Origin of the sequence: Chitinophaga sp. CF418 (assembly GCF_900142925.1) — a bacterium.
GTDB lineage: Bacteria > Bacteroidota > Bacteroidia > Chitinophagales > Chitinophagaceae > Chitinophaga.
Map to the genome: position 1 here is coordinate 34,778 of NZ_FRCN01000022.1, position 26,776 is coordinate 61,553.

At 45.0% G+C, this 26,776-nt stretch carries 27 protein-coding genes; 18 read left to right on the top strand and 9 right to left on the bottom strand.

Annotated elements, in window-relative coordinates:
- Positions 1 to 2: 2 nt before the first annotated feature.
- The 4 genes from F3I09_RS33350 (at position 3) to F3I09_RS33365 (ending at position 1,432) form a co-directional block, all read left to right on the top strand.
- Positions 3 to 272: a hypothetical protein gene (locus F3I09_RS33350; protein WP_149699390.1), complete on the top strand. Its 270-nt coding sequence runs from the start codon at positions 3 to 5 to the stop codon at positions 270 to 272.
- The gene (locus F3I09_RS33355; protein WP_149699391.1) at positions 272 to 574 is read left to right on the top strand and encodes a hypothetical protein; all 303 of its coding nucleotides are present in this window, start codon (positions 272 to 274) and stop codon (positions 572 to 574) included. Before F3I09_RS33350 ends, F3I09_RS33355 begins: the two co-directional genes overlap by 1 nt.
- Complete coding sequence (locus F3I09_RS33360; protein WP_149699392.1) at positions 571 to 1,080, top strand: glycoside hydrolase family 73 protein; 510 nt, start codon at positions 571 to 573, stop codon at positions 1,078 to 1,080. The genes F3I09_RS33355 and F3I09_RS33360 overlap by 4 nt, the downstream gene beginning before the upstream one ends.
- Before the next feature lie 154 nt (positions 1,081 to 1,234).
- A complete protein-coding gene (locus F3I09_RS33365) occupies positions 1,235 to 1,432 on the top strand; it encodes a hypothetical protein (RefSeq protein ID WP_149699393.1) in 198 nt (65 codons plus the stop codon).
- 299 nt (positions 1,433 to 1,731) lie between these two features.
- Here F3I09_RS33365 and F3I09_RS33370 read toward each other — a convergent pair whose 3' ends face one another.
- Positions 1,732 to 1,992, bottom strand: a complete 261-nt coding sequence (locus F3I09_RS33370; RefSeq protein WP_149699394.1) for a hypothetical protein — start codon at positions 1,990 to 1,992, stop codon at positions 1,732 to 1,734.
- Positions 1,993 to 2,424: 432 nt separating this feature from the next.
- Between F3I09_RS33370 and F3I09_RS34870 the strand changes: the two genes are divergently transcribed.
- From F3I09_RS34870 to F3I09_RS33420, 10 genes are all read left to right on the top strand, one after another.
- On the top strand, positions 2,425 to 2,637 hold the full coding sequence (locus tag F3I09_RS34870; RefSeq protein WP_149699395.1) for a helix-turn-helix domain-containing protein: 213 nt from the start codon (positions 2,425 to 2,427) through the stop codon (positions 2,635 to 2,637).
- A gap of 238 nt (positions 2,638 to 2,875) precedes the next feature.
- The gene (locus tag F3I09_RS33380) at positions 2,876 to 3,781 is read left to right on the top strand and encodes a hypothetical protein (protein WP_223233463.1); all 906 of its coding nucleotides are present in this window, start codon (positions 2,876 to 2,878) and stop codon (positions 3,779 to 3,781) included.
- 28 nt (positions 3,782 to 3,809) lie between these two features.
- Complete coding sequence (locus tag F3I09_RS33385) at positions 3,810 to 4,610, top strand: FkbM family methyltransferase (protein ID WP_149699396.1); 801 nt, start codon at positions 3,810 to 3,812, stop codon at positions 4,608 to 4,610.
- 108 nt (positions 4,611 to 4,718) lie between these two features.
- The gene (locus F3I09_RS33390; protein ID WP_370512677.1) at positions 4,719 to 6,137 is read left to right on the top strand and encodes an RtcB family protein; all 1,419 of its coding nucleotides are present in this window, start codon (positions 4,719 to 4,721) and stop codon (positions 6,135 to 6,137) included.
- 74 nt (positions 6,138 to 6,211) lie between these two features.
- A complete protein-coding gene (locus F3I09_RS33395) occupies positions 6,212 to 7,204 on the top strand; it encodes an MBL fold metallo-hydrolase (protein WP_149699398.1) in 993 nt (330 codons plus the stop codon).
- A gap of 711 nt (positions 7,205 to 7,915) precedes the next feature.
- Positions 7,916 to 8,512 (top strand): hypothetical protein, encoded by a 597-nt coding sequence (locus tag F3I09_RS33400; RefSeq protein ID WP_149699399.1) that lies wholly within the window; start codon positions 7,916 to 7,918, stop codon positions 8,510 to 8,512.
- Between the two features lie 80 nt (positions 8,513 to 8,592).
- Entirely contained in the window at positions 8,593 to 8,976 is a 384-nt protein-coding gene (locus F3I09_RS33405; protein ID WP_149699400.1) for a hypothetical protein, read from the top strand.
- Positions 8,977 to 9,061: 85 nt separating this feature from the next.
- Positions 9,062 to 9,544: a DUF3347 domain-containing protein gene (locus tag F3I09_RS33410; RefSeq protein ID WP_149699401.1), complete on the top strand. Its 483-nt coding sequence runs from the start codon at positions 9,062 to 9,064 to the stop codon at positions 9,542 to 9,544.
- 25 nt (positions 9,545 to 9,569) lie between these two features.
- On the top strand, positions 9,570 to 11,687 hold the full coding sequence (locus F3I09_RS33415) for a multicopper oxidase domain-containing protein (protein WP_149699402.1): 2,118 nt from the start codon (positions 9,570 to 9,572) through the stop codon (positions 11,685 to 11,687).
- Between the two features lie 375 nt (positions 11,688 to 12,062).
- Positions 12,063 to 12,632: a hypothetical protein gene (locus F3I09_RS33420; protein WP_149699403.1), complete on the top strand. Its 570-nt coding sequence runs from the start codon at positions 12,063 to 12,065 to the stop codon at positions 12,630 to 12,632.
- A 136-nt stretch (positions 12,633 to 12,768) separates the two neighbouring features.
- Here the strand turns inward: F3I09_RS33420 and F3I09_RS33425 are convergent, their stop codons facing one another.
- The gene (locus tag F3I09_RS33425) at positions 12,769 to 13,701 is read right to left on the bottom strand and encodes an AraC family transcriptional regulator (RefSeq protein WP_149699404.1); all 933 of its coding nucleotides are present in this window, start codon (positions 13,699 to 13,701) and stop codon (positions 12,769 to 12,771) included.
- A 105-nt stretch (positions 13,702 to 13,806) separates the two neighbouring features.
- Between F3I09_RS33425 and F3I09_RS33430 the strand changes: the two genes are divergently transcribed.
- A complete protein-coding gene (locus F3I09_RS33430) occupies positions 13,807 to 14,646 on the top strand; it encodes a methylated-DNA--[protein]-cysteine S-methyltransferase (protein ID WP_149699405.1) in 840 nt (279 codons plus the stop codon).
- Positions 14,647 to 14,669: 23 nt separating this feature from the next.
- On the opposite strand, the gene F3I09_RS33435 is transcribed toward F3I09_RS33430, so the two are convergent.
- The 4 genes from F3I09_RS33435 to F3I09_RS33450 form a co-directional block, all read right to left on the bottom strand.
- The gene (locus F3I09_RS33435; protein ID WP_188134065.1) at positions 14,670 to 15,494 is read right to left on the bottom strand and encodes an inositol monophosphatase family protein; all 825 of its coding nucleotides are present in this window, start codon (positions 15,492 to 15,494) and stop codon (positions 14,670 to 14,672) included.
- Positions 15,495 to 15,565: 71 nt separating this feature from the next.
- Positions 15,566 to 16,414: a helix-turn-helix transcriptional regulator gene (locus F3I09_RS33440; protein ID WP_149699407.1), complete on the bottom strand. Its 849-nt coding sequence runs from the start codon at positions 16,412 to 16,414 to the stop codon at positions 15,566 to 15,568.
- A gap of 458 nt (positions 16,415 to 16,872) precedes the next feature.
- Complete coding sequence (locus F3I09_RS33445; protein WP_149699408.1) at positions 16,873 to 17,685, bottom strand: DUF4249 domain-containing protein; 813 nt, start codon at positions 17,683 to 17,685, stop codon at positions 16,873 to 16,875.
- A 5-nt stretch (positions 17,686 to 17,690) separates the two neighbouring features.
- Positions 17,691 to 20,009 carry a TonB-dependent receptor gene (locus tag F3I09_RS33450; protein ID WP_149699409.1) on the bottom strand — a complete coding sequence of 773 codons (2,319 nt, stop codon included), beginning with the start codon at positions 20,007 to 20,009 and terminating at the stop codon, positions 17,691 to 17,693.
- 144 nt (positions 20,010 to 20,153) lie between these two features.
- Between F3I09_RS33450 and F3I09_RS33455 the strand changes: the two genes are divergently transcribed.
- Both F3I09_RS33455 and F3I09_RS33460 read left to right on the top strand, forming a co-directional pair.
- Entirely contained in the window at positions 20,154 to 21,221 is a 1,068-nt protein-coding gene (locus F3I09_RS33455) for a sensor histidine kinase (protein ID WP_149699410.1), read from the top strand.
- Positions 21,196 to 21,960 (top strand): LytTR family DNA-binding domain-containing protein, encoded by a 765-nt coding sequence (locus F3I09_RS33460; RefSeq protein WP_149699411.1) that lies wholly within the window; start codon positions 21,196 to 21,198, stop codon positions 21,958 to 21,960. Before F3I09_RS33455 ends, F3I09_RS33460 begins: the two co-directional genes overlap by 26 nt.
- Positions 21,961 to 22,028: 68 nt before the next feature.
- On the opposite strand, the gene F3I09_RS33465 is transcribed toward F3I09_RS33460, so the two are convergent.
- The 3 genes from F3I09_RS33465 to F3I09_RS33475 all read right to left on the bottom strand — a co-directional run bounded on the left by F3I09_RS33465 (position 22,029) and on the right by F3I09_RS33475 (position 25,359).
- On the bottom strand, positions 22,029 to 22,454 hold the full coding sequence (locus tag F3I09_RS33465; RefSeq protein WP_149699412.1) for a DUF6496 domain-containing protein: 426 nt from the start codon (positions 22,452 to 22,454) through the stop codon (positions 22,029 to 22,031).
- 31 nt (positions 22,455 to 22,485) lie between these two features.
- Complete coding sequence (gene ligD, locus F3I09_RS33470; RefSeq protein ID WP_223233464.1) at positions 22,486 to 24,495, bottom strand: DNA ligase D; 2,010 nt, start codon at positions 24,493 to 24,495, stop codon at positions 22,486 to 22,488.
- Between the two features lie 66 nt (positions 24,496 to 24,561).
- Positions 24,562 to 25,359 carry an SDR family oxidoreductase gene (locus F3I09_RS33475; RefSeq protein WP_149699413.1) on the bottom strand — a complete coding sequence of 266 codons (798 nt, stop codon included), beginning with the start codon at positions 25,357 to 25,359 and terminating at the stop codon, positions 24,562 to 24,564.
- Positions 25,360 to 25,468: 109 nt separating this feature from the next.
- On the opposite strand from F3I09_RS33475, the gene F3I09_RS33480 reads away from it, so the two are divergent.
- Positions 25,469 to 26,722 carry a sigma factor-like helix-turn-helix DNA-binding protein gene (locus F3I09_RS33480; RefSeq protein WP_149699414.1) on the top strand — a complete coding sequence of 418 codons (1,254 nt, stop codon included), beginning with the start codon at positions 25,469 to 25,471 and terminating at the stop codon, positions 26,720 to 26,722.
- The last annotated feature ends 54 nt before the right edge of the window (positions 26,723 to 26,776 follow it).

Sequence of the window (26,776 nt, forward strand, 5' to 3'; positions counted from 1 at the left end):
CAATGAACGAAGAGCAGCGCCTCATCAATCTTGAGGACAGAGTGAAAAATGTTGAGCGCGTACTTAACGATATTAAAGATGCACTGTTGGGAAACGAGTTTACCGGGTCTACCGGATTTATACACCGACATGCCGAAATGGAGAAGCGTCTTTCCCGGTTAGAAAAATTATGGGACCGGGGTAAGTGGTTTCTCATCGGATTGGGAGCAGCAGCAGGTTACGGGCTAAGTGACATCATAAAAAATATTTTATTGATAGTAAAAGCAAAATAATGGAAGAAGTAGTAAAGCAAATCCTTTCGAATATTGACTGGATTGTAATTGCCCTTGTTTTGTTGGGCGGTGAATTTTCTAAAAAATACCTAGTCAATTTAAACGTACCGGTGGCCGTCAAGACGCTTATCGTCGGCACATTGTTCGTTTGCCTGTATATAGGCATTCTTGCTATTGCTGGTGACCTGGACAGGAAGAGATTGCCGATAACATTCTTTTCCTACTGCGTAGCCACCAGCCTCTATGAGCTTGTGTTGAAATATGTCATTGATTCAGTTAAGAAAAAGCTCGGCATACAATGACAAAAGATCTATTTTTCAAGCTGTATTATCGAGGCGCACTGCAGTGCGAACGAGAGACGGGCGTGCCCGCGCTGGTGATCTTAGCACAGGCCGCCCTGGAGTCAGGGTGGGGGGAAGATGTACCAGGCAACATGTTCTTCGGTATAAAGGCAGATGCATCCTGGAAGGGTAAACGACAACTGTTGACAACGCGGGAGGTGCATTCAAGTAAAAGTGTACGGTATCCTGAGGTTATTTCTATCACGCGCCGGGATGACGGAAAGTACGACTACAGGGTTAAAGACTGGTTCCGCGCGTATGATACTGCCGCCGAATCATTCGCCGACCATGGTCGGTTTCTGAAGGAGAATCCGCGCTACAAGGCGGCATTTAACACAACAGATCCACGCAAGTTTGTTGACGCCATAGCGGCTGCAGGATATGCTACAGATCCTAATTACGGGAAGACATTGAAGAGCATTATTAAATCGCTTGAAAAGCTGTTGCCAGCATCCGCTGCCAGTTAGTTTCAGATTTTGGTTGATAACACTGAACGAGCCGGGTATTCCTACCTGGCTTTTTTATTACAATAATAAATATTTGTATCGAATGCGCTACAAATCAAAAATAGTTGTATCTTTGAATTGTTAATGAAAAACAAAAACCTCAAAACTGAAAATCATGAACAATCAAATCGCGATCCACGAGTCAGCAACATCTGAAAAGGTAGAAAAGTTTATTGATCTGGAATCTTTTACGCCCAGCTTTCAGCAGGCTTACAATGACAATCTGATAGATGGTTGTTATGTCAATGAAGACGGCAAGATCGTTGCACGTACAATCCATAACGATATTATCGTTGATGTAGTAAAAAATTAATTGCACCCCTCCGGGGGAATTTATTATAAATCAGGGAGCCGTCTGAATAATCACCGGTATGAAAACAACAACCAGGAAGAGAATTCAAGATTTATGAACGGGGCTTTGGCCCCTTTTTTATTACAATATGACAGAAGAAGAATTGCTTACTTGGTTCCGGGAGCGGGGCAAGTATTTTAACCTTGAGCGAATTGCGACCGAACTAAATATTCCCAGAAGCTCGCTAAGAGCTTGGGTGGCAGGCAAAAGGCCATTAGCTACTGATCATGTGCCGAAATTACTGGCGTGGATAAAGATATTCAGGGAATGAAGTTTTTTGTGCCTGCTAATGCAATAATCTTCTGTGCTGAAGTAGTTCTTATTTCGCGTATCTCGTCGATCTGTGGGTCGAGAATCCGGTGCATATCTTCAGATATCAATCTAACGCAGGCTGATGCTGCCCGCAATTTCTGCAGCTCTTGCGCCTCTTCGGGAGTGATCGAGCCGGTAATTTCAGCGATTATAAGTGCCTCAGCCTTCCCTTCTGCCGACCCGTCTTTGATGCTTTTGGTGCTTCCCATATGAGAAATTATTTTTTTAAGTTGATGAATACTTTTCCTATCTGCGCCCCCGTTTATTTTGGTCAAATGGCGTAAAGTATTGTACGATCAAGCGTTCTGCTTCACACAACCGCCCTTCAGGGGCGGCTCCATAGATCAGTTTAGGTGTGTCATTTTCAACAGCGAAAATTAGGCAGGCTGATCCTGCCATGACAACTATGATCGGCGTCATGGGTACTCTTTGCATCCGATAGTCGATGCCGTTTACTGTGAAATTTTGGGTTCGCATAATGACCAAGGCACCTGGCCTAAACAGACCAGGTCTTGAGGTTAATTTCTATTTTATAAACCATGTATGGTGTAAATATACAGCTTTTATATAATTATTGATCAATTGTGCATGCACAATCAGGTATGTTTAATTAGTCAATATTTATATACGTTTGCCTTCTCATGCAAAGCAAACCGGAAATATTAAAGCTGTTTGGTTCCAGATTGAAGAAGATCCGGGAGGAGAAGGGCCTTACTCAGATGGATGTTGCGTTTCATCTGAGTACCGGTACCGGATATATATCCCGCCTTGAGAATGGACGAACCGAGCCCGGAATAACTATGCTTTACGTCCTTGCGGAAGTGCTTGAATGCAATCCCAAAGATTTGTTATAGCCGATAGCCGATTCAAGTGTTTTAATTTCAACGTATTATTCCCTTTATAGTCAAACAAAAAGTCAAACAATTTTATCTATATTGCATGATATAGGATTGTCGTCGTTTTGTAACTACTTGCAAATCATTGCCATATATTTGTTAGCCACATAATGAACAATATTTATAATTATATGTATTTATGGGGTAATAAATTTTAGGAGAGCACTCCGCTTACTCAATTCATACCATGTTCCTGATGAAACGAATGAAAAAATTGGTGAATATCTTACGCCATTTTTTGTATACCTCAAGAAAAGCACAGCAAACAGACCTTCTACTATTAGGTACTCTTCTCGCCCGGCAGAATAGAGAGTTGCCGGTTCTTGATAATCTTTCATCCGCTGAGTTTAAAGTCTTTTCTCAAACGGGAGACGATGGCATTATTCAATACCTTATTAATAAGGTATATATCCCGGAGACAACATTTATTGAGTTTGGAGTGGAAAACTATGTTGAGTCAAATACACGTTTCCTTTTAAAATATAACAACTGGTCGGGCCTTGTAATAGATGGGTCGAAGAAAAGTATCCGTTATATCATGTCTGACGATATCTATTATCAGCATGACCTGAAAGCTATACAGGCATTCATTACAGCAGAGAATATCAATGACCTGATCGGTGCACAGGGATTGAAGGGAGAAATAGGACTACTGTCCGTCGATATTGACGGTAATGACTATTGGGTATGGAAAGCTATTAATATAGTTGATCCGGTGATAGTAGTGGCAGAATATAACAGTGTATTCGGTATTGACAGAGCACTGACCGTACCTTATAAACCAGATTTTATAAGAGAACATGCCCATTATAGTCACCTTTATTTTGGGGCATCCCTGAAAGCACTATGTATATTGGCTGAAGAAAAGGGCTATGCATTTGTAGGATCCAACTCAATAGGTAATAATGCTTATTTCGTAAAGAAGAATCGCCTGGGTGGACTCAGGGCGCTTAGTGCAGAAGAGGGCTATGTTTATTCCCGTTTCCGTGAAAGCCGTGACAGGAAAGGGAACCTCAATTATTTGCCGGGGTCTGAAAGATATGAATGTATAAAAGGATTGTCTGTATATAATGTTATGACAGGACAGGAAGAACAATTGTAACACCACCACAACAAAACTAATCTAATCAATGAATCCATTTACGAATGCCCTGAGAAAAGTGTACGTCTTCATTTTTGCACGGAAGGCGCTTTATCCCATTAACCTGCTCCTGTATAAATTGAGTATGAGGGGACTGGGTATCATGAATCATGAAAACGATCATATAAGTGGTGAGAATGCCTTCGTGAAATATATGATCTCTACGGGGAGATTCAGTAGGGGCGTGATCCTGGACGTGGGTGCGAATATTGGTCATTATTCTGTAATGCTGCGCCAAAGGAAGGTCTCTTTGCCTATATATGCGTTTGAGCCGCATCCCGTTGCTTACCATAAACTGGAAGAGGCCGCATCAATGCACCATTTTATTCCTGTGCAAAAGGGAGCGGGAGAAAGTGCCCTGACCACCTTTATTTACGATTATGTGGAGAACAAGGGATCGGAGCATGCCAGTATGTATAAAGAGGTGATCGCTGATTTCCGGAAAAGTGAAGTGGAAGAGATTGCCATTGACCTGACCACTATTGACGGGTTCATTGAAGATCATCAGCTGTCTGAGATAGCACTGCTGAAGGTGGATACAGAAGGAAATGAACTGAATGTATTAAAGGGCGCCCGCCGTGCCATTGCAAGCGGAATGATCAATGTTATCCAGATAGAGTTTAACGAGATGAATGTCATTTCCCGTACTTTCTTCAAGGATATCATAGATATATTGCCGGGATATGACTTTTACCGTCTGCTGCCGGACGGACTAAAAGCACTGGGAGAATATAATGTTGCCGCTTTCGAGATCTTTGCCTTTCAAAACATTGTTGCTGTAAGACGTTGAAAATAAATTTTTTAAAGAAATAATAAAAAGCACTGCAAAGTGCGCAAAAAAAGTGCGCACATAGTCCTGAATATTGCATTATTATTATAACCCTAATAAGAAATGCATATGAACAGCATTAATGGTAAAGATCTGCTGGCTGTCGGTTATCAGCAGGGCAAAATACTTGGTTTAGCACTTGAGGTACTGGAAAAGCATTATCAGGAGGCTGAACGTGAGACCGTGTTAGTAATGATGAAAGACCTGGTTGAAAGGCCGGAAGCTTTCCTGGATCATGAGATACTGGAAGACCTGGCTACTAAGATGATCGAAGATGCAAAGGAAACCGGGAATACAATTTTCCTGAACAGTACTACCAAAGAGTTCGCTGTATACGGATCTGACTATATTGCCACTGGCGCGGTGTCACAGATGGAAACAGCCATGCAACTGCCGGTTGCGGTAGCGGGTGCTTTGATGCCGGATGCGCATCAGGGATACGGTTTGCCGATAGGAGGGGTACTGGCTACAAAGAACGCGGTGATTCCTTATGGTGTGGGTGTAGATATAGGTTGCCGTATGGCACTGTCCATTTTTGATATTACTGAAGAAGACTTCATTCATAACCACGGTACCTATAAAAGAGAATTGATCGCACAGACCCGTTTCGGCGCCGGACATGGATACCAAGGTACGGATAGGTCAGAACACGCCGTACTGGACCGGAATGAATTCAATATGACACCTTTCATCAAAACCCTGAAAGATAAAGCCTACTCCCAATTGGGTACTTCCGGTGGAGGAAACCACTTTGTGGAGTGGGGAATCATTGAATTCGCTGAAGATGATCAGCCATTGAATATTCCTAAGGGGAAATACCTGGCGCTGTTGTCCCATTCTGGTTCCAGAGGTATAGGCGCCACTATTGCCGGTTATTATACCCGCTTGGCGAAAGAACTGTGTAAACTGCCCAGAGAAGCGGCTAATCTTGCCTATCTGGATATGAATAGCGAAGCTGGTCAGGAATACTGGCTGGCGATGAATCTGGCCGGTGACTATGCTTCCGCTTGCCATGAAGTGATCCATAATAAGCTGGCGAAAGCCATAGGAGGTAAACTGCTGGCTAAAGTGGAAAACCACCACAACTTTGCCTGGAAGGAAACCTGGAATGGGGAAGAGGTGATCGTGCATAGAAAAGGAGCTACTCCGGCAGGTAAAGGCGTAATGGGGATCATTCCGGGATCAATGACAGCTCCGGGATTCCTGGTGAGAGGAAAGGGAGAAGAAGCTGCCATTAATTCAGCTTCACATGGAGCCGGACGGCAGATGAGCCGTACCAGCGCTATGCAGAACATTACCCGGGAGGAAATGCATGCTATACTGAAAGCCAACGGTGTAACATTGATAGGCGCGGGTCTGGATGAAGCGCCTATGGCCTATAAGGATATCAATGTAGTGATGGATGCACAGAAAGAACTGGTGGATATTGTTGCTAAGTTCTCTCCAAAAATGGTGAGAATGGCAGATGACGGAAGTAAAGAAGACTGATTATGGTTGTGCCTGGCTGACTCAGCATGAGTTTTGAGATATAATAACCAGTGTTCATGTTAATTCCGTTAAATATGAAAAAGCAACAAGCACTGGTTAAAATAAAAGCATGCTCAACGCATGAGTGGTTTTATGTGGCTCCGGGAGTATGGGGTATTCGTGATAAGATCGTCAACATGTATTTCATACATGATGCTTCTACCAATCACTGGGTACTGCTGGATGGCGGGTTCTCTACTTCTGCCGCCAGGATCAAAAGAGTGGCGAAGCAGCTTTTCTGGCCCCAGGTTACGCCGGCTGCCATCATCCTCACACACGGACATTTTGATCATACCGGTGCAGTGAAACAGCTTGCAGATGAATGGGACGTACCGGTATATGCCCATTACCTTGAGGCGCCCTATCTGACAGGGCGCTCAGCTTATCCGCCGCCGGATCCTTTTGCCGGTGGCGGATTGTTTACCTATCTCTCCTTTTTGTACCCAAGGGGGCCCATTGACCTTGGGGGCCGTTTACTATTACTGCCCGAAGACGGGAATATACCCGGTCTGAAGGAGTGGCAATACTTCCATACACCTGGTCATACACCCGGACATATAAGCCTGTTCAGGGAACAGGATGGCGTACTGCTGGCAGGAGATGCCTTCGTGACTACACGACAGGAATCACTGTTGTCTGTCTTAAAACAGGAAAGGAAGCTCTCCGGTCCTCCACGTTATTTTACATATGACTGGGGAACAGCAGAAAAGTCTGTTCAGACGCTCGCATCTTTACAACCATCTATTGTAGCCACAGGACACGGTATGCCTATGGAAGGCGAAGCACTAAACGCCTTACAGCAGCTGGCGGATAACTTTAGAGAAAAAGCAGTACCTGCAAGTGGCCGTTATACACAGGATCCTGCTGTTGCCGGCATCAGTGGTGTAGAATATGTTCCTCCCTTAAATACAAAAAAAACATTGTTGAAAGCCGCGGCGGTCCTTGCATTAGTGGGAATTAGCGTATTGCTTGCAGGCGCAGTGAAAAAGAAATATAGCTCAAGAGCGGGTAGATTACTTCGTACATAGTAGCCGGTAATAAACGATATAACAACTTTGTTATTATTAAGAAATAATCATATATTGTGTATGATTATTTCTTAACCCGAATTACAGTTTTATCGTATGAAAAAAGTTTTCGCGGAACCCCCAACTCTACCAATATCTGGTAATGATAATTCCACTTTACAAGTTCCGCCCCATATATACGGAGCGAAACTTGCCAAAGTGAAATTCCTGTCCGATGAGTATGCAAATTACTCCCTTATAATGAGTTAAATAAGCGTAGTACTGCTGAAGATACTGCGTAGAAGTACGGATATTTCTGTTGTGCTATAAATCCGTACAAGCGGATAACAATAAAGGCTACATGTATTTTGATGGTCTGGAAGAGGAGCTGTATAAAGCTCCTCTTCCAGACCATTTATATTTTAAACAACAATACAAATTGTAACATCAAAATGACCAGATTAAAACAGCTCATTATGCAGAAAAGCAGCTATCATGAAATCGTATGGGCGCTGCTTGTGATTGCTCTTATATTATTCGCAGCATCCCGCCTTAAAAGATAAGATGACACTCACTTTGTTACCCTTTTTAATGTACCTTTATAACAGTAGCCCCCGGTGGTTCCCGTAACTACCGGGAGGCTATTTTGAATCTTATGCCAATAAGACATGGCAGCAGGACATTATCAGCCAGAAGCTTAAACTGATCGAAAACCGGCTGCAGTACAATAGTATGTATGTCGTAGAGATTGCCGACGAATTGGGGTTTACAGACAAGAAGTACTTTAACCGTATCATTAAAACACACAGAGGCGTGAGCCCTTCTGCATCCGGAAAGGGCGCTATGGTGGAAAAGCCGTGGGAAAACCCTCGTATATTAATCTATGACGTCATGACGCTATTTCGCTCATTGCTCCCTTGTCTATTCCTGGGGACGGCCTTCGTTGCCTGTTCGACCGTATATGAAAGCAGGGTAACATTCTTCAATTGTGGTACGCAACCGGATACCAACGTCGCTATCCTGAAAGGACATATATTTGAACAGAAGGTGCTGCCTGAAAAGAAGGATACCCTTGTACCTCTTGCCGGTGCAGTCATTACCCTGGAAGAGGGGAGAAAAACTGTTTCAGCTGACACTGCAGGCGCTTTTACCCTATACCTGGACCTGAAGAATACACACCCTTTTACGGTCACCAGACGGGGCTATCAACCACTGACAGTGGAAGGATTCTTTGCGGAAAAAGAAACGCTGGCAGAGATCAATATCGTACTGGCAAAGGGCACAACGGAAAGGACCGCGAGTATAACCGCCTGTAAAATAGCATATTGATCCTGCACCGGTAAATTATATAACATCCAGCCCGAATTATATAACAAGGGTGCCGGAAGTGGCTGTTATCTTTGTGTCACATGAACAAAAAGACTATCATATCACTCCGGGCACTCTTTCTGCTATTTGTATTCTTCCTGAATACAGGTATCGGTTTTGCCTGTGCCGTACAGCGTGATCTGTGGTCTGACGGGCATCATGACATGCATGGTATGCACCATGAGCACAAAAAAGCTCCCCACAAATGCTGTGGTGATGGCATGGTTAAATTTGAACAGCTGGACAAGAGCAAATCGCAACTGGATGAATCTGTGCAATTGTCTTTACAGGTATGCTTATATCCGGTATTATACCTTCCCGGCTTTTGTCAGGATGATTACGGTGTTCAGCACAAATATGTAGTACCACAGCAGCATCCTCCTCCCGTGGACATTCGTGTGTCCATTCAGTCCTTCCAGATTTGATTTTTTGTTTGAAAGTACAACTTGCCTTATATCCTGTAAGGCATGATTCCTGCTATTTATTATTCAAACAATTAAACAAATCATCATGAAAAGTCTTATCATAGCCACCACTATATTACTGGCTACTTTCTCCGTAAAAGCTGCCAATCCATCTCTTTCTCAATTACTGTCACTGTATTATGATGTGAAAAATGCACTGGTGAACAGTGACGCTGGTACCGCCAGCACAAAGGCTGCTGAATTTGTAAAGGTGATCAACAGTGTAGATATGCATGCACTGTCTGCTGAAGAACATAAAGCGTTTATGCCTTTATCCGAAAAGCTGGCTGCGGATGCAGCTGCTATTGCCAAGTCTTCAGACCTCAGCGCACAACGTGAAAAATTCAAGACATTCTCCGACAATATCTACACGCTCGCTAAAGCTGTGAAACTGTCCGATACGCCGGTATACCAGCAGTACTGCCCTATGCAGAAAAGCTACTGGTTAAGCGGAGAAGCTGCTGTTAAGAACCCTTATTACGGTAAACAAATGCTGACCTGCGGTAAAGTAACCGATACAATTAAGTAATCCGGAACAGTACAATATATCAGTGATGAAACGTTTTCTGTTAACAGTGATCGTATTACTGACGTATGGGGCTGCCTTTTCACAGGCGCCCCGTACTGTCCGTTATGATTTGTATGTATCAGATTCCATGATACATAGCAACGGTAAGATGAGACATGCTATGGTCATCAATGGAGGTATACCCGCACCTGTACTGTCTTTTACAGAGGGGGATACTGCAGAGATCTATGTGCATAACAAGATGGATATGGAAACCTCCATACACTGGCATGGGCTGCTGTTGCCCAACCGCTATGATGGAGTATCCTACCTTACTACAGCGCCCATTAAAGCTGGCGAAACTCATTTATACAAATTTCCGATTATACAGCATGGTACTTACTGGTACCATTCACATACCATGTTCCAGGAACAGAGTGGAATGTATGGCGCTTTCATTATCAGGAAGAGAGATGCACCTGATGTGAAAGAGCATACGCTGCTGTTAAGCGATTGGACAAATGAAAATCCTCACCAGGTAGACCGTTCGCTGCATACGGCTACAGATTGGTATGCTGTCAGGAAGAACAGTGTGCAGAGCTATGGTGAGGCAATTAAAGAGAAAAACTTCTCCACTAAGCTGAACAACGAATGGAAGCGCATGATGGCCATGGATGTCAGCGATGTGTATTATGATCAGTTGTTCAGTAATGGCAAACCCGTGGATGTGCAGCCACAATTCAAAGCAGGCGATAAAGTAAGGCTGCGTGTGATAAACGGCAGTTCATCTACCTATTTCTGGTTGACCTATGCTGGTGGCAAGATCACTGTTGTGGCGAATGATGGTATGGATGTGGCGCCCGTAGAAGTGGACAGGCTGATTGTAGGTGTAGCGGAGACATACGATGTGGTTGTAAGCCTTCCGGCAGATAGTAGTTATGAATTTCTCGCTACCGCGGAAGACCGTACCAAAGCCACCTCCCTGTTCCTTGGAAATGGCCCGCGGAAAGAGGCCACACGGCTGCCCCGCCTGAAATACTTTGAAGGTATGAAGATGATGAATGGCATGATGAAGATGAATGGACAGATGAATGGTATGGATATGCAGATGAGCCTTCAACAGATGGATATGAATGCCGTTATGTATAGTGAAGACCCGGGAGTAACGCTGAATTATGCGATGCTGCGATCTCCGGTAAAAACCAATCTGCCGGAGGCTCCTGTAAAGGAATTACACTTTAATCTCAGCGGCAATATGAACCGTTATGTGTGGAGCATTAATAACAAGACCGTATCTGAGTCAGATAAGATCCTCATCAAAAAGGGAGAGAATGTACGTATCATCCTGTATAATGGTACTATGATGCGCCATCCTATGCACCTGCACGGACATTTCTTCAGGGTGTTGAATGGGCAGGGAGATTATTCTCCGCTGAAGAACACACTGGACATTATGCCAATGGAAACAGATACCATAGAATTTGCCGCTACAGAAAGTGGCGACTGGTTCTTCCACTGTCACATACTGTATCACATGATGAGTGGTATGGGCCGCATCTTCAGTTATCAGGATTCTCCGCCCAATCCCGAAATACCTGATCCGGCGAAAGCCATCCGTAAGATATATGCAGATGACAGGAAGATCCATACCGCTGCGAAGATAGGGTTGGAAAGTAATGGCAGTGATGGTGACCTGACATTCTTCAATACCCGCTACAGATTACAAACGGAATGGAGAGTGGGATTGAATGGGGAGAATGGGTATGAAACAGAAAGTCATTTCGGTAGATATTTGGGTCAGACGCAATGGCTGCTCCCTTATATAGGCTGGGATGTACGCTACCGCAAAGGAGGTAAAGCAGAGAAGAACCTGTTTGGACAGTCCAATACAAAAGACTTCCGTAGTGTATTGCATGCGGGTGTGGAATATACACTTCCTTTGTTAATCATTGCAGATGCTTCTGTAGATACCGATGGCCGCCTGCGGTTCCAGTTAAGCCGTGAGGATGTACCTATTACCCGCCGCCTGCGGTTTAATTTTATGGCTAACACTGATAAGGAATATATGGCAGGTTTCAGGTACATTCTATCCAAATACATTTCTCTCTCTACACATTATGACAGCGACATGGGAGTAGGCGCTGGTATTACCGTTACTTATTAATGCGACAAGCCTGCCTGGAGCGGAAATTATAATAGATCAGTAATAGACAATCTGTAAAAAAATAAACGGGTGTATGATTACACCCGTTTCTACCTAAACCTACAACTGTTTATTACTGTAATTAATTTTCGTGTTTTGCGTCACAAATGTAGCATCTCTCAGGGGTATATGAAAAACCAATATCACGGTTTAAGAAACCAATTTTTCTGCTCGCCTAAAATTTTTATTACGATCAGAAAAATTGGTTTTTTTATCCGCCTTTTTGGGATTGATGAGCAACGTGTTGCGGCATAATTTTGTGTCATCAGATTTATACAGCAGCTGCGATAAATAGAAGAACAAAAGATTAACAGAACAAGATTAAAACGAAAGACGATGAAAAAGACTATTAAGACAGGCGTTGCGACATTAGCATTATTATTGGCAGTGGCAGTAGGAGTAAAGGCACAAACGAAAGGCAACAGTGAACCACAAAGACCTTCATTCTCCCTGAGTGTTGGTCCGGATGCAGGAATACCGGTTGGGAATTTCAGCGATTTTTATAAGTGGTCTTTAGGCGGTTCCGTACAGGCAGATTATGCTATCATTAAAAAGACATTATATGTAAACCTGAACGCAGGATTTGCTAATGTTTTTGCAGATGATATACCTGGTCTGGATGATTTACAGTGGATTCCCGTGAAAGCTGGTTTAAGGTATTATCCTTTCCAGAGCAATAATCTGTATGTACAGGGACAGGCCGGTGTGAACTTTATAACAAATGGTCCAACCGGTTATAAGACAGCGGCCTTCACCTATAGCCCACAGATCGGTTACCTGATCCCACTTGGCAAAGGCAGTTACCTGGATGCAGGTGTGAAGTTTGACGGTAACTCAAAATTTGTTGATGGTGGCGACGCGGCTAATCTGATAGGATTAAGAGTAGCATACACTTTCAAATTATAAGCATAAACATAGGATAGTATAGGATAGCATAGGACAACAATAGGACATAATTGTTAAGGGGTTTATAATCAAATAGAGTAGGGCCTTTCTTTTGAAAGGCCCTACTCTATTGTATATTATGCGATAGGAAAATATATTACGCTACAGACAATTTCTTAAAATCGGAAGGATTCTCATCTGCAAATTTTTTGAAGAACCGGCTGAAATGTGAGCTGGTATCAAAGTTCAGCTGATCAGATATTTCCTTCACGCTGAGAGAGGAAGTAGACAGCAGTAGTTTTGCTTCCAGGTATAAGCGGCTGTGAATGATCTGCAAAGCATTTTTGCCAGTTTCCTGTTTAACGATCTCGCTCAGATGTTTAGCAGTGATGTGTAGCATATCAGCATACTCCTGGACCGTCCTTTTATGCAGGAAATGCTCCTCCACAAGATCCCTGAAATTGACAAAAGTGGCATATTGCCTTGTGAGCTGATGATTGGGCCGGCTTTCCTGGCATTTCTCAAAAGCGCGGTTCACTTCATACAGCAATTCCACCACCTGTAAACGTACAATCTGCAGAAAGAAGGGGCTGCCTTCGCGGTATTCCCGGTCTATCCTTTCAAAGAGTTGTTTCGTTTTCAGAAAATGCGGATCTGACAATGTATATACCGGTGCACAGGAAGGATTGAGGTCTATCAGCGGATCAAGCGCGCTTTGCTTGATGAAAGTGTCTGTGATAAACTCCTTCTTGAACATCACCATGTACAGTAACAGGTCGTCGGAAGCATTATCGAAGGAAGTGATATGTTTAGGAGATACGATGTGCAGGGATTTCGGACCTACGTTAAAAGTAAAGGCGCCGATAGTTTTCTGGCAGGTGCCCCTGATACACAGAATAATTGCATAATGGTCAGTCCTGATGGGAGGACCACTCTTCACGCTTCCCTCGTTGCTCAGTACAGCAAAATTATTTGGTTGAAGCAGCTCATCGTACTTATCCATCCCGAAACTCTGTGTCACCTGTTTGTCAAGTGACAGGTAGTAACGGATTGTGGACGGAATATCGAATATTGGCAGGTTCGTGTTCATAATCAGGGTGCAAAATTACGTTAAAATTAGCGTAAAGAACTCCGCAAGAACCGGGTTTATGTCATAAACCAGAATGTCTATTTTTGTATTGTAAATGAAATAGATATGATTTCTCAGGAATTAACTAATTATGAACGGATTGCCAGGGCGATTGAATACCTGAAAATAAACTTTAAAAAGCAGCCCTCACTGGAGGAAGTGGCTGAAAATGTATACCTCAGTCCATTCCATTTTCAGCGCATGTTCACGGAGTGGGCAGGTGTAAGTCCCAAAAAATTTACACAGTACCTCAGTGTGGAATATGCCAAGTCGCTATTAAAAGAGAAACAGGCTTCCCTTTTTGATACCGCCCTGGAAACAGGTCTTTCCGGAACCGGTAGGTTACATGATCTTTTTATGAAAATTGAAGGCATGACACCTGGCGAATATAAAAACGGGGGAGAAGCCCTGTCCATCAATTACAGTTTTGCCGAAAGCCCGTTTGGCCCCCTCATCCTGGCCGCCACTCCCAAGGGGCTATGCTACCTGGCATTTGGAGAAGACCGGGAACAGGCTTTCCGGCATCTGCAGGAACAATTCCCCAATGCCCGTTTTCAGCAGATACTCGATATGATCCAGCAGAATGCGTTGTACTTTTTTACCCAGGACTGGAGTACGCTGGAGCAGGTGAAACTGCACCTGAAGGGTACGCCTTTTCAGCTCAAGGTCTGGGAGGCATTGCTACAGATACCCATGGGAGAATTGTCCAGTTACGGAAAAGTAGCCGCTGCGGCTCATGCAGAAAAAGCTTACCAGGCGGTTGGAACTGCGATAGGAAATAATCCGGTGGCTTTTCTCATTCCCTGCCACCGGGTGATCAGATCAAATGGTGAATTTGGTGAATATCACTGGGGGAGTACCCGTAAAATGGCTATGATAGGTTGGGAGGCATCAAGGACTAGGTAATGCTTTGGACACATTATATGCAGTTACATTTTACAACTGAAAATATCCCACTCTATAGGTAATTCTTCCTCGAGTAATCCCACCAGCCACTCGTTACCCGCCAGCACCCCGGTATTTGTCTCTATGGAGAAGGCTTCGCCTTCGATTGACTGCACTTTCCCTCCGGCTTCTTCCACCATCAGAGCACCCGCAAGCCAGTCATAGACATCATTTCCATATTCCCAGAACGCGTCCAGTCTGCCTGCAGCTACATAGGCAAGTTGCAGGGAAGAAGGGCCCAGCATCCTGACAGCGCCAGCCTTTGGGAGTATTCTTTCCAGGCTCGCCAGCAGGAGGGAAGTCTCTTTTTTCTCTCTCTGCGGCTGATTAGGATGAGCCGTAGCTAGAACAGCTTCCTGCACCGAATTGCGGAGGTTAACAGTGAGCTTTTCCCCATTGAGCCAGGCGCCCTGTCCCCTGAGGGCAGTGAACAGTTCATCCCTTACAGCATCATATACGATGGAAAAAACCGCTGTTCCATGCTCTATGAGCGCCAGGCTGATACACCAGGGAGAAAAGCCCTGCAGGAAGTGTATAGCCCCGTCTATCGGGTCGCATACCCAGTAAATGTGACCCAGGGCAGGATCTTTTTGCCGGGCAATGTCAAATTCTGCGTCTGACCAGGGAATATCGGGTGCGATGGTTAGCAGTCCTTCCCGGATAAGGCGGGCGGAAAATGAATTGACTGTCCGGAACTGCTGAACCAGCTCCTCTTTGCTCTCAATCCTTGTAAAAGGGACCTGTATGTTTTTTATCGCTTTTCCGGCCTCTTTTATGACTTCACAGCTCTTCTTGAGTAATGTTTCCATATCTGTCATTTTCCAGCAAAGAAAGGGCGGAAAACACGGCAATAATTGGAGGCAAACAGGAAGGTGTTGGACTATTCGTGGAATTTGGTCCGGAAAGCCCCGGGTGTTTCCCCTGTCAGTTTACGGAACAGGCGGGAAAAATAGGTATGATCTTCAAATCCCAGTTCCCACGCGATGGTCTTGACAGGTTTTTCTGTATAGTACAGCAATCTTTTAGCTACATGCAGCATTGCATACTGGCGCCAGTAGGTAACGGGGAAGCCGGTAGTTTCCCGCACACAGTCATTCAGGTGCGCAGTAGTGATGTGCATCTGCCGGGCGAAGTAAGCGGGTGTCTGACCGGTTGGTTGCTGTTGCAGCAGCTGCATGAACTGCCGGGTAATAATGGCTGGTTGCCCTTTCAGGTGTATCGTCTTATCCTGTGCCAATTCAAGCTCTGGCAGGATGCGGTGAAAGAAAGCCTCACTCAGTCCCTTCAGGATGGCAGGTTTATGCCTGTTGGGTGTACAGGAAGTTTTAAACGCCGTCAGCAAAACAGCTGCTATCTGAAAGAGGTCTTCAGCATTTGTCAGTGGTACATATTGCTGCCTGATGTCCAGGCCTGGCAGAATGGCGGCAAGTGCGTCAGGGATCAGGAAGGGAGCACAGGATACAGCCCAGCCTGCAGGGATGCCCGTCCGTGTTGAAAAATGAACCTGTAGCGGTTTGATCACGGCCAGCGCCGGAGCCTCACAATGAAAGGTTTCCTTTTCTATTTCCAGTATCACGTTTCCGGAGGTAAGTAACAGGATCAGGTAGTGATCATCCTGGTGAGGTTGGGTAGCCTCCGGAAAATCTATGGGCATTGCTTCAATAAACATTCCGCCAATGGCATAAGGTTCCAGCGAATAAAAGGGTATTGGATGCGATGTTTTTTTCACGTTAACAAATTGCAGATCACAAAATTACAAATAACAAACTATAAATCAATAAATAGTCGGGGGCCTATGGCTATAGTACAGATTCGGTGCGACTGTACTACGATCCTTAACCTATAGGCCCTGTAGTCCTACATTAGGCCTACCGTTCTATAGCGTTGGCTATAGAACAGTGCCTATAATGCTATAGTACGGAGCCTGTAGGTTATAGGTCGCACTATAGTCGTACTGAATACATACCCTACAAACACACGATCCTGACGGGGTGAATGACCAGGATGGGCACATCGGCCTCTATTCGCACATATCAATCACTTCAGGTAGCTCCGTTAGGAGCGTTAGTGTTTGTAGCCCCGGGTTGCAAACCCGGGGGATGGCATATTCCATATTCCCCAAAAACACCGGCCACGATCCCATACAAGAAATCGTGGCCGGCGTCCCCAAAAAATAAAATGAAGTTATCAAGGAACGATAATCGTCTTCCTCTCTACTGTCTGTGCACTGAAATACCCAATTGCATTCCCTGAAATATTACTCACAGGGTTCGCAGGGGTAGCGGACTCACTCTCACCGGTAGCACTGCTACTGAGACTAAAAAAATACTTATACACCGCAGCATCAATATTCAGCATCTCCACGGTGATCTCATCCCCGCTGTTGATGTCATACTCATGGTCGTCATCATCCTCACCAAGGATGTACAACCGTGCATTGATGTCATTACCATTGGTAAGATCATCATTACGCACATAGTACCGTTTTACTTTTGTTCCCCTGATGTACTGCTGGAAACGATAGTAGTTTGTTTCCCCGGCAGGGTCTTTAAAGCTGACATTGGTTACTTTGGTTATATCTCCGAAAAGATCTTCCTCCACGATAGACAAAGAGTCCATCGGTACTTTGGACGGCATATAAGACGTCGCTGTATATTGCTCATTGCCGAGTGTAACCAGCAAGCCATAGGTATTGCCACCGCTGCCGGATAGTTCCGGTGCAGCATACACACCCGTGGTGGTTGTTTCAGTCAGCAGCGTAGTGTCGCCGTTATGATAGATCTGCACCTTCGCGCCAGATACGCCTGCAAAGGAATTGTCTGCAGCAAAATCTTTGGTACGGCTGAGTTTTACAACACAGTCGCCTTTGGTATCTGTCAGCACAGCCTCGATCACTAACTTGTTATCATTGCCGTTCAGATTAAGATCGATCTCCTTTTCACAGGCGGTGCCGAGTAGCAGCGCCGAGCCTAGTATGGTATATATATAACTGTTGCGCATGGTAATTAGAACTTAAAGTTGTAAGAGATAGAAGGAATGAATTTGAACAGTGCAGTTTGTTTTGCTACTGTTTTATTCGGATCTTCCTTACTGTCTTCGAAGGTGATGGTGTATGCATTTTCCCTGCCATAAGCATTGTAGAGGCTGAAGGCCAGTTCTGATGACCAGCGTTTACGTTTCTTCAGCTGCAGCGTAGCGCCCAGGTCCAGGCGGTGATAATTGGGCATACGGTACGTATTACGGCCAGTGAAGTAGTATACGGTCTGACCATCTATCTGATATTTACCGGAAGGATAGGTTACCGCATCGCCGGTATAATAGATCCAGTTGGCAGACAATGTCCATTTCTTACTTACCTGGTACATGGCCACGATGGCTATATCATGTGTTCTGTCCTGGCGTGCATTATACCACTTGTTGTTGTTGATACCATCTATCTGTCTTTCTGTTTTTGAAAGTGTATAACTCAGCCATCCGCTGAATTTACCCACTCTCTTTTTGAACAACCACTCAATACCGTAAGCACGTCCTTTACCGAACAGCAGTTCCGACTCTATTGCGTTGCTCACAGTGTTGACATCAGCGCCATCGCGGTAATCGATCTGGTTTTGTAAAGACTTATAATAGGTTTCAACAGTCAGTTCATAGTCGCCGCCGAAAAGGTCTTTATAGTAACCAATAGAGTACTGGTCGGATATTTCAGGTTTAATGATATTGGTGCTGGCCACCCATTTATCAGTAGGACTGCTGGTAGTACTATTGGAGATCAGGTGAAGGTTCTGGGTATTGCGTACATAAGATGCCTTCAGTGAAGATGTGCTGTTCAGCTTATAGCTCAGCGCCAGTCTGGGCTCCAGGTTGACATAGGTCTTTACGAAATCCCCGCTTTTATAGTGAAGGGTATCGAGTATCTTACCATCCTTGTCCAGGTTGAAGAAATCACCTTTACCCAGGATGCTGAAGGAAGACAGACGGAGACCATAGGTCGCGCTCAACTTGTCAGACATTTTCCAGTTATCGGTAATATACAATGCATTCTCCCAGGAGTAACGGTCTTCCAGTGTCCTGGCGTTAATTTGTGAAGTTTCAGAAGTAGTGACCTGGCCTGGAGTGATGGTATGGTAAATGGAATTGATACCGAAACGAATATTATGACTGGAAGATGGATACCATTGTAACTCTTCCTTCAGATTGTAGTCCCTGATCTTTGAATAGATATCTGCATTTACAGAACCACTGTTAATGGAGATAGTATAGTCGTAATTACTATAGATGAGGGATGTATTGGAGAACAATTTGTTATTGAAGATGTGATTCCAGCGCAGGGTGGCAGTGGTATTACCCCATTGCAGACCGAACAGATCGCCTACGCCCAGTTTATCTTTACCGAAATAACCAGACAGGTATAGTTTATCTTTCTCACCCAGTTCATAATTCATCTTGGCATTGATATCATAGAAGTAGAGCGTATTATTATTTAGGCTGGAATCGCTGGATAGCTTGAGGAACATATCGGCGTATGTTCTGCGGCCTGTAACCAGGAAGGAAGATTTATCCTTCTGAATAGGACCTTCCACGTTCAGCTTGGCGGAAATAAGACCAATACCACCGCTAACGCCGAAGTCCTGGTTATTGCCGTCATTCATCTTGATGTCCAGCACGGAAGACAAACGTCCGCCATATTGTGCAGGCATACCTCCTTTGTATACGGCGATGTCTTTAATCGCATCAGAGTTGAAGGTAGAGAAGAAACCCAGCAGGTGAGAGGCATTGTATACAGGCGCTTCATCCAATAGTATCAGGTTCTGGTCAGCAGCACCGCCACGTACATACATACCGGCGTTACCATCTCCGGCCGACTTGATACCGGGTAGTAACTGGATAACTTTAATGGCATCTCTTTCTCCCAGTAATACGGGCACATTCTTCATCTCTTTGGTAGTCAGCTTTTCCAGTCCCATCTGAGGCGTACTGAGGCTTCTTTTGGTGCTGGTACCGGTAATGGTTACTGCTCCCAGGCTGACAGATTCATCTTCCAGGGAAATGTTGATAACGGTATCTTTCCGGAGCACAAACTCTGATTGATAGGCCTGAAGACCCATAGAGGAGAATTCCAGCTTGTGTTTGCCGTCTGTGAGGGTAATGGAATAGAATCCATATTCATTAGTTGTAGTACCACCGCCACCACTGACTCTTACAGTAGCGCCGATGAGGGTTTCGCCTTTGGCTTTGGATTTAATGGTTCCGCTAATTGTATGTTTTTGCTGTGCCATGGCTTTACCAGCCGTCAGCATAACAGCAATGAGCAACAATTTTGATTTCATCAGGTGTAAATTTAGTGCGAAACAAATAATAATTATCTGATATGCAAAAAGTGGCTGGGCCGAAACAGACAAAATTGCGGTTGAAATGGACAGCGAAAAGTTGATTGTACCCAAGCTTTGTACTTAACTTGCAGCCTGAAGCACATGAAAAGATTACCAGTAAAAAGTCTTGTACGCATAAGTTTTATCGCAGCGCTAAGTATCGCCATCCTGGTGGGACTGACCTCTTCTGCCAAAGAGTATTCCCTGAGCACGGTCCTGGCCAAATCAGTGGTTATCCTCGTGGGTATCCTGGTCCTCAGCCTGTATAATGTGGGCGTACAGTTGTGGCTTTCCAGGCGTTGGAATTATTCCTCCTGGCAATTCAAATTGTACAGGGCTATAGCCAGTTTTTCAGGAGCGTTACTTTTTAACTTCCTGTGTTTCAGGATGGTATTGTCTACTAACCTGCATACTTTTGTTATCCCTGACTGGTATGAACAGGTGAGGAATAAAACGGTATGGCCGCTGCTGTTTATGTTGCATGGCACTGTGTTTAACATCTTTGTACTGATGGTTCATAACTATATCATCCTCGTACATGCCAAAAATGATGCAGAACTGGAGAATGCCCGTTTGAAGTTTGCCAATACGGAAGCCATCAACCAGTTATTACGACAGCAGATCCATCCACATTTCCTTTTTAATGCGCTTAATACACTGAAGGCCCTCATCCGCCGTCATCCCGAAAAGGCGGAAGAATACCTGATCCATTTGTCAGACTTTCTGCGGGCCAGTATTTCAAAGGGACATAAGAACATCATTTCACTGAGAGATGAAATCAAGTTAAGTGTAGATTACCTGGAAATGCAGAAAATGCGTGCAGGAGAAGCCCTGAAATTCTCTATTGATATCGATCAGCAGGCATTAAGCAACCGCTGGCTGCCAGCTTTTTCATTGCAGCCCCTACTGGAAAATGCAATTAAACACAATGTGCTGACCAATGAAGATCCCTTGTACCTGGATGTGATCCAGGAGGGGGATTATCTGAAAGTGATGAATAATCTGCAGGTGAAGCATCAGACGGAAGCTTCTACAGGCAGCGGATTAATGAACCTGTCAGAACGTTATAAGATGCTGACAGGAGAAGATATTCTGATAGAAGACGATGGAAGAACATTCACCGTAAAAATAAAAATCTTGCAGCATGCGGGTAGTGATTATAGAGGATGAGGTATTGACAGCAGAAGATCTTAAAGAAAGTATCCAGCAACTGGATAATACTGTAGAAGTAGTGGCAGTGCTGCAATCAGTCAGGGAGGCAGTAGCTTATTTCCAGCAGAACGACATGCCTGACCTTATTTTCAGCGATATACAACTGGGAGATGGAGAGAGCTTTGATATCTATAGAACGGTAGAAGTATCAGCGCCTGTAATCTTCTGCACCGCATACGATGAATACGCCCTGCAGGCATTCAAGACCAATGGCATCGAGTATATACTGAAACCGTTCACCAATGCCTCCATTGCAGATGCGATCAAAAAGTATAATAATCTGCGCCGTCAGTTTACCGGCGCAGGCACAGATAATCGCGCCAATACGATCGCTGAAACAGTGCAGCAACATACACTCAAACCTGCGGCTATACTGGTGCATTATAAAGACAAAATAGTGCCGGTCAGGCTGGAGAATATCGTATTGTTCTATATTGAAAAGGAGACTTTGTACCTGATGACTTTTGACAGGCAACACTATTACCTGAAGAAATCACTGGAAGAAGCTGAACAGCTCTGTGGTAATGATTTCTTCCGGGTAAACAGACAATTCCTCGTTAACCGTAAGGCCATAAAAGACGCTTCCCACTATGTGTCCCGCAAGTTAAGCGTGAACCTGTCTGTGCCCTTTAAAGAGGTGATCACCATCAGTAAAGAAAAAGCACCTCAGTTCCTCGCCTGGCTGTCGGGGAAATAACTCCATTTGCTACACTCGCCGGGAACGACGTATTTGCAGGTCCTTACATTTCAATTAACCCATAATATCTAAGACTTCGCAGCAGCCTTCTTCTTCGGTGTAGCCCGTTTCTTTGCAGCTGCTTTTTTCTTTGGTGCTGCTCTCTTCTTCGCGGCAGCTTTCTTTCTGGGGGCGGCCTTTTTAGCTGCAGCCTTTTTCCTTGGAGCGGCTTTTTTAGCAGCTGCTTTCTTTGGTGTTGCTCTCTTCTTAGCAGCAGCCTTCTTTTTAGGCGCAGCTTTCTTCGCAGCTGCTTTTTTCTTCGGGGCGGCTTTCTTCGCCGCAGCTTTCTTTGGTACTTTGGCGCCTTCTTTCCTGGCTTCCGATAATCCTATGGCGATAGCCTGTTTGGGATTAGTGACTTTCTTGCCGCTTCTGCCGCTTTTCAGTTTACCTTCTTTCATCTCACGCATATTCTCTTCCACTTTGTCCTGGCTCCTTTTTGAATACTTTGCCATAATGTAGAATTTAAAGGTTAATAAATAAACTTCATCGTTGCATAGTACTTAGTATCTTCTTCATATCAATTCCTTTGCCGAGTACCGGCTTGAATATATCGCCCATTTCATTGATCCGGGCAACTGCATTGGTAATATTGAAGTCTTTCATCTTTAATCCCTTTTTTACTTCCTCCCAATGCAAAGGCATGGACACCGTAGCGCCCGGCTTTGGCCGTAATGAGTAGGGTGCTGCCAGTGTGGATTTGGGCCTGTTCTGTAGATAATCAACATATATTTTGCCCCTTCTGTTCTGTGTCATACGTTCTATACTGGTAAATGAAGGCAATGCAGCATGTACCTGTGTAGCGATCCATTTACCGAACAACTGGCATTCATCGTAAGTATATTTGGCGTTTAAAGGAATGTAGATATGTATGCCGGTGGAACCGGATGTTTTGCAATATCCCGGGGCTTTGATACTGTCAAGAACTTCTTTGGTGATAAGCGCTGTTTGTATTACCTGTTCAAAGGTATTCTTTTCTGTTGGATCCAGATCAATAATGCACCAATCCGGATGATCCGGCTTTTGTATCCTGCTGTTCCACGGGTTCATTTCAATGGCGCCCAGGTTAACCATATATAACAGGCTGGCTTCGTCTGTACCTACCATGAAGTTTTTGTCTTCCCCTTCACTGGTGTGATAAGGGAATTGTTTGATCCAGTCGGGTGCTTTCCCTGTTACATCTTTCTGATAGAAGCTCTTGCCTTTTATGCCGTTGGGGAATCTGTTCAGCGACTGGGGACGGTCTTTCAGATAAGGTACAATATAGGGGGCTACCTGGTAATAGTAGTTCAGCATGTCCCGCTTGGTATATTTTTCTTCCGGCCAGAATACTTTATTGAGATTGGAAAACTTCAGTTCATGTTTATTGATTTTCCTGACCTGGGTATCTTCAGATGGATTGAGTAATGTTTTACGGTTACCGCCTATCACAGGTGTTAGCATCTTTTGGGAGATAGCCGTACCTGTTTTCTTTGCTGCTTTTTGGACAGGCTGAGGCGCTTCTCTCGTGACGTCTTTTGCTGCCTTATCTTCCCGCATACCTTCGAAGGAGGGGTGGCGCATCACGCCATCCGAAGTGATCTCTGCATAACTTACTTCACATACCAGCTCCGGCTTTAGCCATGTGGCTACTGCCTTCGGTGGATTGGGCCTGAAGCGGGAAGGTTTATTAACATCTGGAACTGTTGTAAAGGGAGATCTTTTTACAGTCAGTGGTTTGAATAACTGCATCAGTTCCTTCTGCCTGGCGGTGGAAAAGCCGGTGCCTATCTTGCCGGTATATTGCAATTTGCCATCATCAAAAACACCCACCAGCAATGAGCTGAAAGGCTTGGAGGAATCTTCATTACGGGTATATCCGCCTATGACCACTTCATGTCTTTGATTAATCTTGATCTTTAACCATTCAGTAGTACGTACGCCTGGATAGTAGAGGCTATCTTCTTTTTTGGCGATGATACCTTCCAGGCCCAGTGATTTTGCAGCTGTCAGGAACGCTGAAGGAGATGTGTGAAAGCTGGCGCTAAGCCTTATAATATCCGGTGCGGGAAACAGTTGTTCCAGCAATTCCCTGCGCTGTACAAGGGGCAATTGTGTAATGTCATACCCATTCAGCCACAAAAGATCAAATACATAGTAGATCAATTCACCATCAGCTTCACTCCTCCAGTTTTGCAGATCCCCGAAGCTGGAAGTCCCGCTTTCATTGAGCACCACTATCTCCCCATCTGTTACTGCGTGGATGTTCCATGTTTTTAATGCATCGTGAATGGGATAAAATTTTTCATCGAATGATTTATTGTTACGCGAAATAAGGTGTATATCTCCCTTGTTCAGCAAGGCTATTGCGCGATACCCATCCCATTTTACCTCATACATCCAATCCGGCGCTTCAACTGGTTTATCAACCAGTGTGGCCAGCATGGGCGCTACAGTAGCGGGGAACTTAGCCCGCGTGCGTCCGGATATCCTGGGAGCTGAGGATTTTTTACGCATGTATAGATAAGATCAAAGATCTTACCAGTATGCATGACAGCAATCTCATGAGCATAACATACACCGTTACTGGTTATCCAATCCTCTCTTTCTTGCAATACGATAATAAGCAGCAGGTATCAGTATCCGCAACCAGTACAGCAGCCGTTCACTTCTGGCGATGATCACATGTTTTTTCTTCTGGCTGATGGCCTTCAATATCCTGTCAGCGCATTCGTCGACAGGAATACCATTCAGCTGGCCTTTATCCATCTTGTCGTAAGAGGTGCCATCTCCTGTTAGTGCAGACATGGATAACGCTGTTTTAATCCTGCCGGGACTTACAATGGTTACATAAAAGTTGTCCAGGGTATGTTCTACCTGCAGTGTTTCAAAATAACCTTTCAATGCATGTTTGGATGCAACATAACCACTGCGCATAGGGAAGCCCATAAGACCGGACATACTGCTGATGGCCACCACATGTCCATGGCCCTGCTTCCTGAAATGGGGCAGCAGGTATTGTGTGACAGCCAGAGGACCGAAGAAGTTAACCTCCATCAGCTGGTTATATACAGACAGCTCTGTATCGATCGCCAGCGAGCGTTGTCCAACACCGGCTGAATGAATAACGATGTCAATATGCCCATAGATGCCCATGGCACGCTCCACTACGTGTACTAATGCTAAGCGGTCGGTCATATTGGCCGGCAGTATTGTACAACCGGTATGACCGGCCAACTGTTGCTCCAGTGATCTTAATGTAGCATTATCGCGGGAAGAAATGATCAGGCGTGCCTTTTTTGCTGCAAATGCTTTCGCCAGACCAGCTCCGATACCGGAAGAGGCGCCAATGATCCAGACAACTTTATGCTCGAAATTCATATTACGGATGATTTGGAGGTGCCGCAAAGCTACACTTTTGCTTTGATCGCTGAAATGGGCCGTTGGCTGAAGGTTTGATCAGGTTCCATATATTTCGTATATTCCTGTTATGATCGTCGGAGTTATGGATGAGATAAATTACCACGGGAAAGAGCTGCTGCAAAGCATTGCCGATGGCAATGAAATTTCTTTTGCCCGCTTCTTCAGGGCTGCGGCTCCTTCGGTATATGCTGATCTTGCTGTTGTCCTGAAGGGAGATGCCCGATGCATCAACGCGGTGTTGCAGGAAACCTTCATAATCATCTGGCTGCACAGGGACAAATTGCCGCTTGTGAAAGACCTGGATGCCTATCTCCGCTCTGTAGCTTTGCAGGAATGTTATAGTTATCTGCAGGACTCATCATCTGAAGAACTGTTTCCCATACCATTCTATGAAGAGGAGATCCCTCCCGAAATACAGCATTACAAGGCTTACCAGTCTTTGATCCACGACGCGATCATGTCGATGCCGGAGCAGAGGAGACTGATCTATGAGCTGCACCGCCTGAAGGGGATGACTCCCGCCCAGATAGCAGCTGCTATGCAGTTGTCAGCAGACACTGTTACTTGCGCCATTAACGCCGTTCACCAGTCCGTAAGGCAATGCCTGAAGGATGTGGCGCATAGCAGTGTAACTTCACGTCACAATCAGTGGGTGGTGGAGAAAACAAAGGTGCTGGAGGAACGTCCTCCGGTTATTCCCCCCTTTGACGAGCATTGGATGCCCATAGTATCAAAAGCTACAGCTATAGACCGTCCTATACCGGCAGACAGCACCCGGATGATAAGGCGCATCTATTCCCATCGCCTCAATTACCTGTACGCCATTGCCGCGCTTTTATTCCTGATAGTGGGGCCGGGTATTTACCTGATCGTGATGCGCTCTGAGAAATCAGCATCTTTCAGGGCTATGTCGTCCGCCGGCCCGCATAAATCCAAAGATATCCTGCCCGATGGAACGGAAGTGTGGATGAATAGTGGTAGCGCCGTCAGGTATCCGGCTACATATAGTGTGGCCGGCAGGATAGTGGAAGTGGAGGGGGAGGCCAGTTTCCGGGTAGCTGGTAGCGCCAGCCAGCCATTTCATATCCGCGGTTATGAAATATATGCCGATGTAACAGGACCCCATTTTAATATACATGCCTATACCACCCCTTCACATATGGTCATTACCGCCCTGGGAAGCACCGTCAGGGTACAGACGGAAGGTAAAGACCTGTCCCTGCTGCCCGGTCAGCAGGCAGATATTAGCCAGGAAGGTACCATTAAAGTCACCCCTGCCGACACCTCCGCTATTGCTGCCTGGAAAGAAGGACTTAAATAAGTAATTTATTGCAACCCGCCCGGGAATAAGTGTAATTTTACGGTAGATAATGCC

What these genes read in the sequence shown, in the direction of transcription:
- F3I09_RS33350 (WP_149699390.1), top strand. Translation starts at nt 3, where the DNA reads ATGAACGAAGAGCAGCGCCTCATCAATCTTGAGGACAGAGTGAAAAAT.
- F3I09_RS33355 (WP_149699391.1), top strand. Translation starts at nt 272, where the DNA reads ATGGAAGAAGTAGTAAAGCAAATCCTTTCGAATATTGACTGGATTGTA.
- F3I09_RS33360 (WP_149699392.1), top strand. Translation starts at nt 571, where the DNA reads ATGACAAAAGATCTATTTTTCAAGCTGTATTATCGAGGCGCACTGCAG.
- F3I09_RS33365 (WP_149699393.1), top strand. Translation starts at nt 1,235, where the DNA reads ATGAACAATCAAATCGCGATCCACGAGTCAGCAACATCTGAAAAGGTA.
- F3I09_RS33370 (WP_149699394.1), bottom strand. Translation starts at nt 1,992, where the DNA reads ATGGGAAGCACCAAAAGCATCAAAGACGGGTCGGCAGAAGGGAAGGCT.
- F3I09_RS34870 (WP_149699395.1), top strand. Translation starts at nt 2,425, where the DNA reads ATGCAAAGCAAACCGGAAATATTAAAGCTGTTTGGTTCCAGATTGAAG.
- F3I09_RS33380 (WP_223233463.1), top strand. Translation starts at nt 2,876, where the DNA reads ATGAAACGAATGAAAAAATTGGTGAATATCTTACGCCATTTTTTGTAT.
- F3I09_RS33385 (WP_149699396.1), top strand. Translation starts at nt 3,810, where the DNA reads ATGAATCCATTTACGAATGCCCTGAGAAAAGTGTACGTCTTCATTTTT.
- F3I09_RS33390 (WP_370512677.1), top strand. Translation starts at nt 4,719, where the DNA reads ATGAACAGCATTAATGGTAAAGATCTGCTGGCTGTCGGTTATCAGCAG.
- F3I09_RS33395 (WP_149699398.1), top strand. Translation starts at nt 6,212, where the DNA reads ATGAAAAAGCAACAAGCACTGGTTAAAATAAAAGCATGCTCAACGCAT.
- F3I09_RS33400 (WP_149699399.1), top strand. Translation starts at nt 7,916, where the DNA reads ATGTATGTCGTAGAGATTGCCGACGAATTGGGGTTTACAGACAAGAAG.
- F3I09_RS33405 (WP_149699400.1), top strand. Translation starts at nt 8,593, where the DNA reads ATGAACAAAAAGACTATCATATCACTCCGGGCACTCTTTCTGCTATTT.
- F3I09_RS33410 (WP_149699401.1), top strand. Translation starts at nt 9,062, where the DNA reads ATGAAAAGTCTTATCATAGCCACCACTATATTACTGGCTACTTTCTCC.
- F3I09_RS33415 (WP_149699402.1), top strand. Translation starts at nt 9,570, where the DNA reads ATGAAACGTTTTCTGTTAACAGTGATCGTATTACTGACGTATGGGGCT.
- F3I09_RS33420 (WP_149699403.1), top strand. Translation starts at nt 12,063, where the DNA reads ATGAAAAAGACTATTAAGACAGGCGTTGCGACATTAGCATTATTATTG.
- F3I09_RS33425 (WP_149699404.1), bottom strand. Translation starts at nt 13,701, where the DNA reads ATGAACACGAACCTGCCAATATTCGATATTCCGTCCACAATCCGTTAC.
- F3I09_RS33430 (WP_149699405.1), top strand. Translation starts at nt 13,807, where the DNA reads ATGATTTCTCAGGAATTAACTAATTATGAACGGATTGCCAGGGCGATT.
- F3I09_RS33435 (WP_188134065.1), bottom strand. Translation starts at nt 15,494, where the DNA reads ATGGAAACATTACTCAAGAAGAGCTGTGAAGTCATAAAAGAGGCCGGA.
- F3I09_RS33445 (WP_149699408.1), bottom strand. Translation starts at nt 17,685, where the DNA reads ATGCGCAACAGTTATATATATACCATACTAGGCTCGGCGCTGCTACTC.
- F3I09_RS33450 (WP_149699409.1), bottom strand. Translation starts at nt 20,009, where the DNA reads ATGAAATCAAAATTGTTGCTCATTGCTGTTATGCTGACGGCTGGTAAA.
- F3I09_RS33455 (WP_149699410.1), top strand. Translation starts at nt 20,154, where the DNA reads ATGAAAAGATTACCAGTAAAAAGTCTTGTACGCATAAGTTTTATCGCA.
- F3I09_RS33460 (WP_149699411.1), top strand. Translation starts at nt 21,196, where the DNA reads ATGCGGGTAGTGATTATAGAGGATGAGGTATTGACAGCAGAAGATCTT.
- F3I09_RS33465 (WP_149699412.1), bottom strand. Translation starts at nt 22,454, where the DNA reads ATGGCAAAGTATTCAAAAAGGAGCCAGGACAAAGTGGAAGAGAATATG.
- ligD (WP_223233464.1), bottom strand. Translation starts at nt 24,495, where the DNA reads ATGCGTAAAAAATCCTCAGCTCCCAGGATATCCGGACGCACGCGGGCT.
- F3I09_RS33475 (WP_149699413.1), bottom strand. Translation starts at nt 25,359, where the DNA reads ATGAATTTCGAGCATAAAGTTGTCTGGATCATTGGCGCCTCTTCCGGT.
- F3I09_RS33480 (WP_149699414.1), top strand. Translation starts at nt 25,469, where the DNA reads ATGATCGTCGGAGTTATGGATGAGATAAATTACCACGGGAAAGAGCTG.